Here is a 15,614-nt window from a genome sequence, read left to right as displayed (position 1 = left end):
ATGACAGACACAACTAACCTAAGCAATGAACAACTATCTCTACTTGGAAAAGCTCTGCTTTCAGTACAAAGATTGGAAAACTCACTCTACCAGTCGATTAGAGCACTTTGTAAACAAAACAGTTCTAGTGATACCCAAGCCATTGAAAACCTGACTTCAGAGCAGTTTCTGAAAGGCACTATCACAGAGCTAAAGCCAGTTATACAACAGTTATATGATGTGTTTGGGGAGACCCTTGCGCTTTCATCAGCAGAGTTAAATGAGTTCCTATACAAAAGAAACCTAGTCTCACTGAGTTTTTGGCAGGTAACGACAACAAGTGTAAAAGGAAATGAGAAACTTGCGAACCCAACACAATTTTTGCAAGAGCTCATCGATCAGTGTGATCTGTGGTTGACAAAAGTAGATCATAAATAGCACCGAGCTTACTTTCACTACCTAGAGATAGCTTAAGAGGTCAGCACATTCTCTTTCGCTAACTGCTGATGTATATCATTAACCGCTAGCACTATCGTAGAGCGCACTTTTTGAAAATGGCGCTCTAAAAACATCCGCTTCATATCATCAGACATGCCTTCGACCAACTCCGGGGCGTAGTCGATTGGCATCATTTTTTGAATAGCATTGATACGATTAAGTTCAAAAACGACATCTTGGTCCCAGAAATTCACCTGACCTTCTTGAATATTTACCCACTCTTTTAGAGTAACGAAAACTTCAATATCGTCATACACCTCTTTACTGATCACGCCTAACCCTAACAATAATTTTGTTCGAACCTGAATTTCCCCTAAAGGGCCATCGGTGGTGAGGAGAGGGTCAACAACAAATTTTACTGCGTAGTCATCTTTATAGAAGATACTTTTCAACAAAGCGTCCAGCATGTCTTCTAAGACATCGTAGGCGCACAACAGGCACTCCGCAGCATCAGCTGATTCGGCTAGTTCTTCAAGTAACTCTGATTCGTGTGTTGTATGTATGGGCATGGTTGCTCTAAAAGAATAAAGTGCCACTGGTGTGGCACTTTGATGGTTTATCATTTCAATGCTAGATAAGCTTCTTCCGCTAGTTTAACAACTTCTGAGTCACTATTCAGCTCAGAATAATGCGCTAATGTCTCAGCAAAGCCTTTTTCTGCGAACATTGCTTGAAGTTCAACCGCTTGAGGGTCGTCTTCGTTCTTGTAATGGAACGCAGCAGCGATTGCTTTTACTAGGTGAGCATTCGGTAGGCCGTACTCTAATGTACCGTTTAGAGGCTTAACTAGGCGATCTTGTGGGCTCAGCTTACGAATAGGTTGACGACCAACGCGACCCACTTCATCACGTAGGAACGGGTTAGCAAAACGACCGAGAATCTTTTGGATGTAGGCAGCGTGAGCTTCTGGATCAAAGCCGTAACGCTTAATCAGAACCGCACCACTCTCTTCCATCGTCGCTGTTACTTCAGCACGGATTACGTCATCTTCGATAGAATCTTTAATAGTCTCATGACCGGCAAGCACACCAAGGTATGCCGTTACTAAGTGACCTGTGTTTAGCGTAAACAGTTTACGCTCAACGAAAGCCATTAGGTTGTCAGTGCATTCCATACCTGGGATATTTGGAATCTCACCTTTGAATTGTGTTTGGTCTACGATCCACTCGCTGAACGTTTCAACCGTTACCGCTAGAGGGTCTGTTTCGCCCGCTTCTGCCGGTGGAACAATACGGTCAACCGCTGAATCAACAAAGCCAATGTGCTCTTCAGTGAACGCTTTCATTTCATCAGAAAGGTGCTCTAACACGGCTGCTTTTAATTGGCTAGTACCGCGAACCATGTTCTCTGCCGCGATGATGTTCATTGGTGCAGTGTTGTTTGCAGCTGCACGCTTTTCAATGCCTTGAGCGATAGACTTAGAGATGATTTTAAGAACCGTAGGGCCCACTGCTGTCGTCACAAGATCAGACTCAGAAATGCAATCTACTACTGCGCTTGTCGCTGAGTTTACTGCTGACACGTTCTTAACAACTTCGACAACACACTCTTCGCCAACAATCTTAACTGGGTATTCTTGGCGTTCAATTAACGCATTTACAACCGTTTCATTTACGTCAGCAAACGTAACCTTCATACCAGCATCAGAAAGAAGCTTACCAATGAAACCACGACCGATATTACCTGCACCAAAATGTAACGCTTTCATAATTTTGACCTTATAAATATTTGAATCTAAATAGCTAACCACTCAAACACATGCCGCTTTCAATCACGTCCTAGGCATTAAGCAGTGACCTATTCAGACCGAACCTTTATCTACAGATAAAGATTGAGACCGGAAATGAGGCCAGTAGGGGGATACTGGCCTCCTTCACTCAGGAGCTTGACTAGAGCTTGTTAGTTTCCGTTGAGAATACGTAGAACATCAGCAGGGTTTGTTGTGTTCTGTAGGCATTCCACAGCTTCTTCATCGTCGAGTGAATTGGTAATAGCCATCAGCACCATGTTGTGCTCATCGCCTTGTGCGGCAATACCGATAACCATCTTCGCGATATCATCTTCATCTTCATCTTCGCCCCATTGAATACCTTCGGGGTACTGACAGAAAACAATGCCGGTTTTTTGTACGTACTGTTTCGCTTCGATTGTGCCGTGTGGTACAGCGATAGACTCACCTAGGTAAGTAGACACAAGCTCTTCACGAGCAAACATGCCATCTACATATTCTGGTGATACGTTGCCAAGTTTTACTAATTGTTCGCCAGCAAACTTAATTGCGTCTTCTTTCTGAGTCGCTTTAAGGCCAAGGAAGATGCTGTCATTAGTCAGTGCAAGCTTGTTGCCTTCTTGAGCTGGTGCTGCTGCAGGAGCCGGAGCTTCTACTTTCGCTTCACCACTTTGTGCTTCAACAAGTTCTGCTACTAGGTTGTCGTATACTGCGCCATCTAAGAAGTTGTTCAGAGACATGTGCATTGCACCTGGTACGGTGTTACGAGCACGATCTGTTAAGTCTTTATGCGTGATAACAATTTGCGAATCAGCCGGTAGGTTGTTGATTGCGTAGTTTGTTACTTCAATATCTAGGCCTGCTGCTGCTACCTTTTTACGAAGTAGACCAGCACCCATTGCACTCGAACCCATACCTGCATCACAAGCTACATAGACAGCTTTCACATCCGCTAGGTTTACACCAGCTTCTGATGCTGCACCTTTAGAAGACGCTTTCATGTCTTTCATTTGAGCCGATGCTTTTTCTAGTGAATCTTCGTCATCACCTTGAGCTGAAGTCTTAAGTAGGATTGAAGCTACGATGAAAGACACAGCCGTTGCAGCGATTACAGAAAGTACAACACCGATGTAAGAACCTTTTGGCGTCATCAACAAGATAGCAAAGATAGAACCTGGTGATGCTGGAGAGATAAGGCCAGAATCGAACACTACGTTAGTGAATACACCCGCCATACCACCCGCGATTACAGCAAGAATTAGACGTGGGTTCATTAGAACGTAAGGGAAGTAAATTTCGTGGATACCACCTAGGAAGTGGATGATAGATGCACCAGCAGCAGACTGCTTCGCGCTACCTTTACCAAACACCATGTAAGCAAGTAGAAGACCAAGACCTGGACCTGGGTTCGCTTCGATTAGGAAGAAGATTGAGCGACCAATTTCTTCAGATTGCTGGATACCTAGTGGAGAGAAGATGCCGTGGTTGATTGCGTTATTTAGGAATAGGATTTTCGCAGGTTCAACAAAGATAGAGGCAAGAGGCAATGCACCCGCTTCAACCATTACGTTAACACCAGCCGCCAAACCAGAAGACAGAACTTTAACCGCAGGGCCAATCACGATGAACGCGATGATCGCGCAGATCATGCCGATGATGCCCGCAGAGAAGTTGTTCACTAGCATTTCGAAACCACTCTTCACTTTACCGTGAACAGCTTCATCGAATTTCTTAATTGCGATACCACCCAGTGGACCAACAATCATTGCACCCATGAACATTGGGATATCAGTACCAACGATAACACCCATCGTTGTGATAGCACCCACTACGGCACCGCGGTCGCCACCAACCATTTTACCACCGGTATAACCGATCAATAGTGGTAATAGGTATGTGATCATTGGACCAACCATTGATGCTAACGTTTCGTTAGGCCACCAACCCGTTGGAATGAATAGTGCAGTAATGAAACCCCACGCAATGAATGCGCCGATGTTTGGCATTACCATATTGGATAAGAAACGACCAAAGTTTTGAACCTTAATCTTTGCTTCTGGTGATAACATAGGTAGAACCCCGTAATGTATTGGTTGGTCAAATGACCGAAAGTGTGTACTCAAAAGTCGATTAAAATGTATCACAACATTTTTAAAATGCACCTCAGCCCAACTTTCGTGATAACCATCACACGCAAAAAACACTTTCGGGTTAACGAGTACACCTTAGATCACAAAAACATCATGAATTTAAATTACAAAGCCAAATTAATGAGAATAAATATCATTAACGCAAGATCTAGATCGCATTTTATTTTGTAATACTTAAAAATAAATAGTGATATAAATCACACTTAATAAAATATAGCATCTGAGATCTATATAACCCGTATAAAAGAACATCGTGTCACGAATAATAAATATGCACCAAGATGGGTAAAAATCCTAAAACTGTAATTTAATTACAAATTAGGCGACATTTTGCTTAACATTCAAAATGAGAGCGAATACTCACTAAAAACATGGACCAGTGAACTGCAGTTAGTATCAACAGTTGTGTTATTGTATTTCCCTATTCTATACAACAGCCCCTCAACATTAATCAGCAGTTCTACTGCTAATTGAGAAACAGACTATGCCAGACAAGATTTCCACATCAGCACTAGCCAAACAAAAAGGGATAGAAGCAAAGGCTCTATTCAGTGATTTGAAAACAGCTGGCTATATCGTGCGTTCACAGGAGCGTTGGGTACTCACAGAACGAGGCGAAAGCTTTGGTGGGGAGTATGTCGAACACAAGAAGTTTGGTGTCTTTATTGTCTGGCCAGAAAAACTACTCATCGACCTAGATTCTTTCTCTGGAAAAACGCTAACGGCAACTCAACTAGGCAGTGCCTTTCAACTTAGCGCAAAAAAAATTAACCTGTTGCTCAGCGAGCTTGGTTGGATAACACGTGAAGAAGATGGTTGGCATGTCACCTCAACAGGCTTAAAAGCAGGCGGTGAGCAAAGGGAAGATAAAGCGACTCAAAACCTATTTGTGGTATGGCACGATTCGTTAGTTCGCAATAAACGTTTGAAGCAATCTGTTGTCGAATTTCTAGGGCATGATGCTGAAAGCCACTCTACCGATGTCTCGTTTTCTAGCTTTCGTCAGAAATTTGAGGCGAAACACCGAACCTTAGACGGACATTATGTGCGTTCAAAGGGAGAGCTGATCATCGATAACTGGCTTTATATGGCGGGAGTGGTTCATGCCTATGAACGTCCGCTCCCGATATCAAAAGAAGTAATGAGCGATTTCTACCTGCCAAGCGGCAAGGTATACATTCAGTTCTGGGGAACAGATTCAGGCCCTATAGAAGAAGACAAACGAAATGCGACCAAGAAAGTTTACCAAGAGCACGGTTTTAGCTTGATTGAACTTAACCCTGAAGATATCCCAAACCTCGACAGTGTACTTCCCTCTTTATTACGCCAATATGGAATCAAAGCGTACTAACTGGCTGATTTTCGAAAACCAACACACATCCAGATCACACTAATCAAATCATTATGGACATTATTAACCATAGTGATTTGATGTGTTCGCTATTTTTCCCAAGCCAATCTTCTATTATCTTACACCCATCAACTTGAGCTACCGCAGATACTCGATTTATTGGGGCATGTTCGATAGCCATTTAAGCGTTCAGCCTTTTAGAGGCTGACTGTTCTAGAAACGACTTCTATAGAGATATAGCCTAAATGCGTTATCCGTTTATTGTTGACGTTACCGAACATAACACCCTACAACATTTATATTGATAGATATTAGGATTCAACATGACTCATCCAATCATTTCAGATCTAAACACTCGCTACACAGCTAAAAAATACGATGCAGAAAAGCGCATCTCTGCGGAAGACATGGAAGTAATCAAAGAAGCACTTCGTTTGTCAGCTTCTTCTATCAACTCTCAGCCTTGGAAATTCATCATCATTGAGAGTGACGCAGCAAAACAACGCTTCCACAATACTTTCGAGAACATGTTCCAGTTTAACCAACCGCATGCGAAAGAAGCGTCACATACGATCCTGTTTGCTCACGATCCTAAGTACACTAAAGAGAAATTCGCAAAGCGTGCTGACACAGAAGTAAGCTCTGGTCACCTACCCGCTGAAATGTACGAGCAGTTCTTAGGGGCTTACGCATTCGCAGAAATGAACACAGATGAGACTGGTTTCAACGGAAACTGGACTAAGTCTCAAGTGTACATCGCGCTAGGTAACACAATGCACACACTGGCTCGTCTTGGTATTGCTTCAACACCGATGGAAGGCGTAGATGCCGCTATGATCGGTGAAGAGTTTGCTGACGAACTAGACGGTCACGTTGTTGATGTAGCGCTAGCAATCGGCTACCACAAAGACGGCGAAGACTATAACCACGGTAAACCAAAAGCGCGCCTAGCTCTTGATGAAATCGTGACGACGCTTTAACGCGTTAATTAAGATGACGAATGAATCAACAGCTATAACACGTTAAACAGTTACAACGCTTTAATTTTTAAAACGCTTTTTCGTTTTACAAAATATAGTTTCAACAGCACTTCAGACTGTTAAATTACACTGCCTTGTTTTGGCCAGACACTCGTCTGGCCTTTTTCATGTCTGTATTTCGCATCCATCCTTTCTATCTCAGCTTTAGCCATTCCAGCCGCTTTTTAGACCACCAATACCTAATCAATCCACGTGTTCTAATTCGCGAAGCGCAGGAGTTACGCTATAATCCCCTTTGTTGAAACAGGTTCCTCACCCTGCTCTTTCTGAGCAAACATCATTAATTTTCTTGCCAAACCGCTATAAACCCACAAAGTCATAAAGACACCTAAGATTCATTTTAACCACAAAATACAGAGCGTCAAAATGACTCACCAAACAACACAAAGACCAAACAAACACATTTAAAACAGATACTTAAAAACATGGCACAACTAGTGCGATGATGACCTTAGATATTTAAATAAGGTATTATCATTATGACTATTCACGTTAAATCAAATGTTCACTGGGTTGGCGTCCACGATTGGGAAACAGAACACTTCCATGGTAAGGAATACCACATGAACAAAGGTACCAGCTATAACTCGTACCTGATTCGTGAAGAGAAAACGGTGCTTGTTGATACCGTTGATCATCGCTTTACTGAACAATTCCTTGCAAACCTTGAGATGGAAATCGACATCAATGAGATCGACTACATCATTTGTCAGCATGCTGAAGAAGACCACTCAGGTGCCCTTTCAGCACTATTAGCCAAAATTCCAAACACACCCGTCTACTGCACAGAAGCTGGCGTTAACTCTATTGTTGGCCATCACCACCAGCCAGACTGGAACTTCCGAACCGTTAAAACAGGCGACACGCTCGATGTCGGTAACGGTAAGCAACTCATCTTTGTTGAGATGAAAATGCTGCACTGGCCAGACTCAATGGCAACATATCTCACTGGTGACGAGATCCTGTTCAGTAACGATGCGTTCGGTCAGCACTACTGTGATGAGAACCTATTCAACGATCAGCTAGACCAAGTCGAGCTTCATGACCAATGTCTGCGTTACTTCTCGAACATCCTCACACCTTTCGCACCTTTGGTGAAAGCGAAGATAGAAGAAGTATTGAACTTAGGTGTGCCTATCGATGTTATCGCCACCTCTCATGGCTGTATTTGGCGCGACAACGCGACGCAAATTGTTGAGCAATACTACGAGTGGTCTAAAGCCTACAAAGAAGATCGTATCACCATTGTCTACGACACCATGTCGAACAACACTCGCATGATGGCTGACGCAATTGCAAAAGGTATCCGTAAAGGCAGCCCAGAAACAGCAATCAAGGTCTTTAATATCTCTAAGCACGATAAGAATGACATCCTTGCCAATATCTTCCGTTCAAAGGGTGTGCTTGTTGGTTCATCGACCATGAACAATGTGATGATGCCGCAAATCGCTGCACTACTAGAAGAGAGCCACGGCTTACGTTTTTCAGGTAAAAGAGCCGCTGCATTTGGTTCTTCAGGTTGGACAGGCGGCGCGGTAAAACGCATCGACGCTCGACTACGTGAAGCCAACTTTGAAGTCAGTGCGCCACAACACATCCATTGGAAACCAGACACAGACGCTCTTCGCCAATGTATCGATTACGGCATAACACTGGCCGAGGTTTGGCGTGTAGAAGCAGATGAAGTGAGCACACCGAAACAAGTATCACATCATGTAACACCGCTTGAAGCTACACAAGCACCGGCAAACACCACTACCGAGCTCAAAGACGCAACAGAGCTGAAGCCAGAAGAAGCGCAAGATAAGCCAGCACACAGTGCAGACTGCACTTGCTGGCGTTGCACAGTGTGTGAATGGGTGTACGACCCACAATTGGGCGAACCCTACCAAGGCGTCGAACCTGGAACTCCTTGGGCGCAAGTACCTGATGATTTCCTTTGCCCTGAATGCCATTTAGGCAAAGAAGTGTTTGTGGAGAAGTAGCATGTCGAACATTGTTATTGTGGGCGGTGGTTTCGCCGCCCTACAAACCATAAAGATGGTACGTAAAATTGACCAAGATGTCGCTATTACCATGATCACCGCCGATGCCGGGGTTGAGTACAGTAAGCCGAATCTTTCGCACGCGTTCAGTCAGGAACAAACGCCGGAAACACTGGCAGTACATAACGCTCAACAATTGGCTGAGCAGTACAACGTGGTCATCAAAACCAAAGCACTTGTGAGCGAGATAGATACTGAGCAGCAGTGTGTTCATGTTGATGGCCAATCTATCCACTATTCAAAGTTGGTAATAGCGACGGGTGCGACGCCTTTTATACCACCAGCGAAAGGGCTTAAACGCAGCGCAACCATTACGTTAAATAGTTTGGAAGAGTTTGATAAACACAAAGCTCAGATCGACCGCGCTCAACGCATCATTGTGGTGGGGGGAGGCTTGATTGGGGTCGAGCTCGCATTCGACCTTCAAACTGCGGGTAAAGATGTCACGATTATCGAACCCGCAAGTTATCTATTGAATAACCTAGTGCCACCTTTCGTTTCGCTTGAATTGGAAAGGGAACTGACAAAAGCAGGGGTTACCGTCGAAACCGACTCTGCGATTTGTCGAACGACTTACCTCCACGATGGAGTTAGGCTACAAACTACCGCCTCTCGATTAATACGAGCAGATATAGTGATTGCCGCAGCAGGGTTAAGGCCAAATACGGCTTTAGCCACGCAAGCGGGAATAGACGTCAACAGAGGCATTGTGGTCGATGACACCCTGAAAACCAGCGCCAACAATGTGTATGCGATTGGTGATTGCGCTGAAATTGAAGGGCGCGTGATGGCCTATTTGCAGCCAGCAATCTTATCGGCAAACGTGTTGGCCAAGCAGTTAACTAAGGATAAAGGCGAGATCAAAGTGGGCGATGCAAAGCTCAGCTTGCCTCATATGATCACCAAGGTGAAAACACCGAGTTACCCGATTCAGCTGGCAGGGCGCGATATTCACACAGCTCAGAGCTGGGAAACTCGATTCGATCCTAAAGGCATTGTCGCCAAAGGCTTCAATGAAGATAACCAGTTGGTTGGATTCATTGTCACGGGAGAGCACATCAAGGCTGCATTTCCTTTACTAAAGGAGTTGCAAATCAGTTCACCATCATAAGTACAAAGGTGTAAAAGCAGTCGACTCATTACATATGTTCGGCTGTATTCAACGCAAAAATACACATCAAATTCGGGAAAATTTGATGCTTATACTAGAGCAACTCGAGTATAAGCAAGCAATAAAAAAGCCAGTCAACAAACTGGCTTTCTTGTGTTCATCTTAGTGCGATGAGCTCATCGCGTTTAAGCAAAGGCGAACATTAACCGATAAACGAGATGTAACCTTGAAGGATAATCAGGTTAACGATATCGATAAAGAAGGCACCAACAATTGGCACCACCATGAAGGCTTGTGGCGATGGACCAAAACGGTTCACCAAAGAGCCCATGTTCATTACCGCTGTTGGTGTTGCACCTAGGCCGAAACCACAGTGACCACCTGCCATAACCGCTGCGTCGTAGTTAAAACCCATTACTTTAAACGTCACAAAGTAAGAGAAGATACCTAACACCACCGCCTGAACCGCAAGGATAACCAAGAACGGAATCGCAAGGTCAAAGATGTTCCAAAGCTTAAGGCTCATTAGCGCCATTGCTAGGAACAGTGACAATGACACCGTACCAAGAATATCGACCGTTTCGCTGTCAGTCTTATGCAGCTTGGTCACTTCAAACACGTTAGTGATGAACACACCGATAAACAACGCGTAAACGAAGTCAGGAATCATCAACCAAGAAATTTCAAAAGTCGCCACCCACTGCTCTAGGTACTTCGCACCTGTGATACAGATAAGAAGGATGAACAACACCTCAATCACCTTCTTCGCCGTCACTTTGTCTTCTTCATACTCGTTATAAGTAACAAGTTCAGGGAAGCGTTCGTGCGTATGCGTGCCAGTACCGTACTCAGATTCAAGCTGGTTTTTATCAATCAGCTTTTGCGCCACTGGGCTACCGATAATACCACCGATGATCAAACCAAAGGTCGCTGAAGCCATTGCGATTTCTAGCGTATTTGCAATGCCAAACGTGTCTGCAAAAGTTTGAGACCAAGCCGCGCCTGTACCGTGACCACCCGAAAGGGTGATAGAGCCAGCAATCAAACCCATCAAGGGCTCAAGGCCTAGTGTCGTTGCTAAGGTTACGCCTACACCGTTTTGGATAATGATGTAAACCGAAGCCACCCCTAAGAATAGGAATACCTTGGCACCACCTTTCATCAGCTGTGTGTAGTTAGCTGCAAGGCCGACCGTTGCAAAGAACATCAACATAAATGTGTTCTGCAAGGGCAAAGAAAACTCAAGATCAAGGCCGTTAAAGTGCAGGGCTGTAATAGCAAAAGCGACAATCAAGCCGCCGACAATGGGCTCTGGGATATTGTACTTTTTGAGAACAGGAAGCTTTGCATTGACGAAATGACCTAGAAACAAAACACTAATCGCGATTAGGAAGGATTCTAGTGGTCCAATTGAAATTAATTGATTCATATAACCTCTATTTTTTTACGTTCTCATCTTCCTTAACGAGTCTAGTTTTATCTGTAATTATCTGTGCTGCTCTACCTATATTTATACAAACTGGAGAGAAATTGTAGATTCGAAAAGCGAACACATTACTGCGTTCACTTGGTGCCATGTTAGTAGCACGTTAACTTTTATAGGAGATAAAAGGATTTGTGACAACAATCACCTCTAAAAAGTTGAAAACGGCGTGAGTATTATTACCGCTGACTCTGCTTTTTTAATACCTAAAAAAGCAAAAAGGAGCTATTGCTAGCTCCTTTTTCATCACCATCACTGGCAATTAGAATTTTTTCGGTGCGTAACCAGTCATAACCTCAATGCGAAGCTCTTTACCGATCTTGGTCATTGGGTGAACAATTACTAATCCTTTAACAGACTTTTTAAGTTTACCCATATCCGCTTGTTCAGCCTTAGTAATCTCACGCTTAAATGGCATATCAACCAGAGACTTACGCTCTTGGTTCACATCGTAGCTTTCTTTATGTTTCAGCTGAGCGATTTTCTTGGTTAGCTTCTTAATCTCATCTTCAAATTGACGAACAACAGGACGATCATTACGAGTTTTAGCAGCCGCTAACTTGTTGCGACACTTGTCTAGACGGTTGTTAATTTGTTGAAGTTCGTTTTTAACACTCATAATAATTTCCTAAGATTTAACAAGCCAATTCGGATTGGGGCGCGGAGTATAGCACAATGGTTCACTTGAACCGAAATTTATCTTAAACATCGCTACCTAAACGAATCATTTAAGACCAACACAATAGCTCCAAACACAGAAACGCCCTTATTCTTTCGTGTAAACAATAAGGGCGAATGAGCATTTCCTACGGAGCTGATTGACCCCATATTTTTTCGCGAAATTGAGGAATAAGTTGGCCAGCACCAAATTCATTCAGGTGATCGTCATCAACGTATGTTGGGTGATTGTTGATATCCCCTAGGCACTGCTGATCATCACAAAATATCGGCTCAGGGTCTATAAGAGTAACTCGACAGTTTTGGCTGATTTTTTCATAAGATTTCGTAATCAATGCGGTTCTTTGTCGGTACTCTTCAAGAGGAATAGAAACCGAAATATCAGATTGATTTAAAATCGAATACTTATACATAGTTTTAGGTACATCTTTCTTAAGCTCAGGGATTGGCTTGACCAAATAAACAGGGTTAGATTGACTAAGCTCGCACATGGTCTTTTCAAAACTGGATAAGATTGAGTTCAGGTACTCTTCCGATCTGGTCTGAAACCTTTTATCTCCTGCGATTAAACTGATCTTTTCGTTCTCACTTTGCCACCCATCTTCATTCGAACCATAAAGATAGCCACCCATTCTGTTAATGACAACAACAGGAACGTTAGGGTAATTAGTTTTAGCTTTAATTAACGATGCTGAGACAAAATCCCCACACTCTTCTGATAACTCACCACTTGAAAGCACTCTTTTGATACCTGAAATCGTCGGACATGCGCTTCTCGTCCAGTCGATGACCGATGTATCGTTAGGTGCTGACGCCTCAACACTTCTCACTATCGATGCGCCATGACTATCGCCTAAAACAATCGCGGATACGGGTCCTGAGCCATAGTGACACTCAGGAGATGGTCCAAATTCGACGTGGCACTCTCCGCTTCGTGGATTCCGGTCATAGACACTTTGTGCAATGACGAGCTGTGTTTTATCCAGGCGCCAAAGTAATCCTTCACTTTCATAAATAACCTGCCCTATCAAGGCAATAAAGGAAGCAAGAACTAGAGGGTAATAGTTCAAAAAGAATTTACCGCCTTTGGGTCTCTCCTTAGGTCGGTAACTTTCAATGAACTTAAATGAAAGGATCCCCATCAAGACCGAAACCATTACTCCGATTATATTGTGGGTAATAGTGTTATTTGTGAGGTTTTTAATGAAAACATTAATAGGCCAATGCCAGAGATAAATTGAGTAGGAACATAACCCAACCCCTTGTATCAGCCGTGATTTATGAAAGGTAAAATTGAGGTCCAAATTCAAAAGCAGAATTATCGCGGTAGCAATGACCGGAATAAGCGTCACATGACTCGGCCAAAGTGTGCTGCTGTCGATCATGAAAGGAGATATAAACAGTGAGGCAATAGCAACTAACAGCAATAACTGAACATTGGATTTTTTGAATTCAATGGGCTCTCTTTTCAAAGCAACTACCGAACCTGCGAGCAGTTCCCATGCGCGGGACGGTAATGTGTAATAAGAAGCCGAGCTCCCTAAATACGCATAGTTATAAGCTAGACTTCCGATTAGAGTCGTTCCAATAGCAACGGCTGCACCTTTAGCTCCGAATAACTTGTAGGTCGCCATTAAAACAAGAGGATATAATACATAGAATTGCCATTCTACGGATAAAGACCAAGTGTGAAGTAACCACTTGCTTTGCGCGGCCACATCAAAGTATCCCGACTCTTTTAAATAGGTATGGTTAGAAACAAACCCGACACTGGTGAGAATATGCTTACCTAATTTTCTTAACGCCCAAGGGTCTAGGTAAATAATGCCAACGAGTAACACAACAAGGCACATAACCGCTAAGGCAGGAATAATGCGTTTTGCTCTCGCTAAATAAAAGTCCTTTAATGAGAAGGTATTAGTTTCCAAACTCGACATGATAATTTTTGTCATCAGGAAACCTGAAATGACAAAAAACACATCCACACCTAAAAAGCCGCCAGTGATAAAACCCGGAAAAAAATGGAAAATGACGACGATTGAGACAGCTAATGCACGTAATGCATTGATGTCATACCTGAAATTTTTATTCATTATTTGTTCGTTATAACCTTAAATCAATAAACGCACTAAAACTACCCACAATGAAATTAGCGTAATACGCTGGTTTCATTACGCTTCTTTTCTCACTTGCAGTTTTAGTAGTACTCCAATAAACACAAAGTACATCACAGCTAAATCACCATTCCTGAAAGGTGAATCGAATAGACACATGAAAGAAAAATAAACGACCGGTAACAATACAATGGGCGATAGCTTGTATCTTGAATTAAACAAAGGGTACATCAGGCTAAGCATAAGAAGGGCAATGCCTACCAAACCGGATGAAGCCGCTTTATCAATATAGTTGTTATGAAGATGCGCATTAACGATAAATCTCTTACCCGAATTTGTTGGCGTGAATGAGAGTTTATCTAATTGCGCTTCTTTATCACCTCCAATGCCGAGCAAGGGGCTATCCACAAAGAAATCGAACCCTGCTTGATACATTTGTAATCTTAAGCCTATGGAAGTATCCATGTTGCCTTGTGATATCTCATGGTACTCATGCAAGCTATAGTCAATACGTTCACTTACCACGTCATATTTCGACATCAAAAACACAGAAAAAACGACCATGACACTAATACCAAGCAGCGCCTTGTACTGACGATGCTGCATCATCATTTTGAATAGGACAACTAAACCAATAAAAATAACGGCTAGTAGAGGCCCTCTTGACCCCACCAAAAACATGGATAGAAAGCCTATAAATGCCAAAATAGCCATTGCTTTGGGCTTTTTCCCTTCATACGAAACACACCCAAGTGCGAGCAATAAAATGACAGAGAAGCCTTGAATTGAAGCTATAACAAGAGCATTAGACGGCAAGCTCCCCCGATCCCCAGAGAGAAAAAAGATATAGTAAGCAACAAGGACGGTTGTACTGACAACAGAAGTGAAACATAAGTTCTGTATACCTGATAACTTAACAAAGCCATTTCGATAAAAAAGGAAAAATACCAGAGCAATCAACGTTGCCCTCAATTCTTGACTACTGAAACCATGCAACTCGTAAGATATAGTGGAAAAAATAGAGAGCAAGAGCAGTATCCACACCCAGCCATCTTCAAACCAGTCATGCTTCTCCTTGTTTTTTCGGTACAAAAGAGCACAACAGGCCGCAATCAATAAAGTGATACCCGCAAGAGGCTTACTCCCCTGACCTAACCACACCTGAACGGTAACAATCCAAAACAAAGGCAGTGTAATGAGTATCTTTTGAATTAAATTCGTGTTGATTCTAACCATAACTAATCTAAAAATGCTGAGAAGAGTTGCACTCTAAAACAAACTTGCCACTGTCGCAAACGAACTGTAGTGACATACAGCGGAAAACAAAGAAACTCGTCTCTTTAGGGCATTGTCCATGAATGATTTACCTATAATTCATATGTCCAAACTCAGCCCATCTAACGGCTTTGGCATCAAACTCCAAAACCACGACTAGA

The 15,614-nt window shown here is 43.0% G+C and carries 12 protein-coding genes; 5 read left to right on the top strand and 7 right to left on the bottom strand.

What is annotated here, in order from left to right; translation table 11 throughout:
- Complete coding sequence (locus ACED59_RS06325) at positions 1-417, top strand: hypothetical protein (protein WP_009846104.1); 417 nt, start codon at positions 1-3, stop codon at positions 415-417.
- A 32-nt stretch (positions 418-449) separates the two neighbouring features.
- Here ACED59_RS06325 and ACED59_RS06320 read toward each other — a convergent pair whose 3' ends face one another.
- The 3 genes from ACED59_RS06320 to ACED59_RS06310 all read right to left on the bottom strand — a co-directional run bounded on the left by ACED59_RS06320 (position 450) and on the right by ACED59_RS06310 (position 4,275).
- Positions 450-986 carry an MltR family transcriptional regulator gene (locus ACED59_RS06320; RefSeq protein WP_017097797.1) on the bottom strand — a complete coding sequence of 179 codons (537 nt, stop codon included), beginning with the start codon at positions 984-986 and terminating at the stop codon, positions 450-452.
- A 50-nt stretch (positions 987-1,036) separates the two neighbouring features.
- Complete coding sequence (locus tag ACED59_RS06315) at positions 1,037-2,185, bottom strand: mannitol-1-phosphate 5-dehydrogenase (protein WP_017097798.1); 1,149 nt, start codon at positions 2,183-2,185, stop codon at positions 1,037-1,039.
- A gap of 191 nt (positions 2,186-2,376) precedes the next feature.
- Positions 2,377-4,275, bottom strand: coding sequence for a PTS mannitol transporter subunit IICBA (locus ACED59_RS06310; RefSeq protein WP_017097799.1), 1,899 nt, complete (start codon positions 4,273-4,275; stop codon positions 2,377-2,379).
- 565 nt (positions 4,276-4,840) lie between these two features.
- Here ACED59_RS06310 and ACED59_RS06305 point away from each other — a divergent pair.
- From ACED59_RS06305 to norW, 4 genes are all read left to right on the top strand, one after another.
- A complete protein-coding gene (locus tag ACED59_RS06305; RefSeq protein WP_009846100.1) occupies positions 4,841-5,707 on the top strand; it encodes a hypothetical protein in 867 nt (288 codons plus the stop codon).
- A gap of 323 nt (positions 5,708-6,030) precedes the next feature.
- Positions 6,031-6,687: an NAD(P)H-dependent oxidoreductase gene (locus tag ACED59_RS06300; protein ID WP_009846099.1), complete on the top strand. Its 657-nt coding sequence runs from the start codon at positions 6,031-6,033 to the stop codon at positions 6,685-6,687.
- A gap of 539 nt (positions 6,688-7,226) precedes the next feature.
- Positions 7,227-8,732: an anaerobic nitric oxide reductase flavorubredoxin gene (gene norV / locus ACED59_RS06295; protein WP_017097802.1), complete on the top strand. Its 1,506-nt coding sequence runs from the start codon at positions 7,227-7,229 to the stop codon at positions 8,730-8,732.
- A 1-nt stretch (position 8,733) separates the two neighbouring features.
- On the top strand, positions 8,734-9,903 hold the full coding sequence (gene norW, locus ACED59_RS06290; protein ID WP_017097803.1) for an NADH:flavorubredoxin reductase NorW: 1,170 nt from the start codon (positions 8,734-8,736) through the stop codon (positions 9,901-9,903).
- 202 nt (positions 9,904-10,105) lie between these two features.
- Here the strand turns inward: norW and gltS are convergent, their stop codons facing one another.
- The 4 genes from gltS to ACED59_RS06270 all read right to left on the bottom strand — a co-directional run bounded on the left by gltS (position 10,106) and on the right by ACED59_RS06270 (position 15,414).
- Complete coding sequence (gltS, locus tag ACED59_RS06285; RefSeq protein ID WP_017097804.1) at positions 10,106-11,332, bottom strand: sodium/glutamate symporter; 1,227 nt, start codon at positions 11,330-11,332, stop codon at positions 10,106-10,108.
- Positions 11,333-11,648: 316 nt separating this feature from the next.
- Positions 11,649-12,005, bottom strand: a complete 357-nt coding sequence (locus tag ACED59_RS06280) for a YibL family ribosome-associated protein (RefSeq protein WP_009846095.1) — start codon at positions 12,003-12,005, stop codon at positions 11,649-11,651.
- A 187-nt stretch (positions 12,006-12,192) separates the two neighbouring features.
- The gene (locus tag ACED59_RS06275; RefSeq protein ID WP_017097805.1) at positions 12,193-14,157 is read right to left on the bottom strand and encodes an acyltransferase family protein; all 1,965 of its coding nucleotides are present in this window, start codon (positions 14,155-14,157) and stop codon (positions 12,193-12,195) included.
- Between the two features lie 78 nt (positions 14,158-14,235).
- A complete protein-coding gene (locus tag ACED59_RS06270) occupies positions 14,236-15,414 on the bottom strand; it encodes an O-antigen ligase (protein ID WP_017097806.1) in 1,179 nt (392 codons plus the stop codon).
- Positions 15,415-15,614 lie beyond the last annotated feature (200 nt).

It is taken from the genome of Vibrio sp. FF266 (assembly GCF_041439695.1).
GTDB lineage: Bacteria > Pseudomonadota > Gammaproteobacteria > Enterobacterales > Vibrionaceae > Vibrio > Vibrio tasmaniensis_A.
Note: the sequence above shows the minus strand (reverse complement) of the source record. Positions and strands in the feature narration are given on the sequence as shown.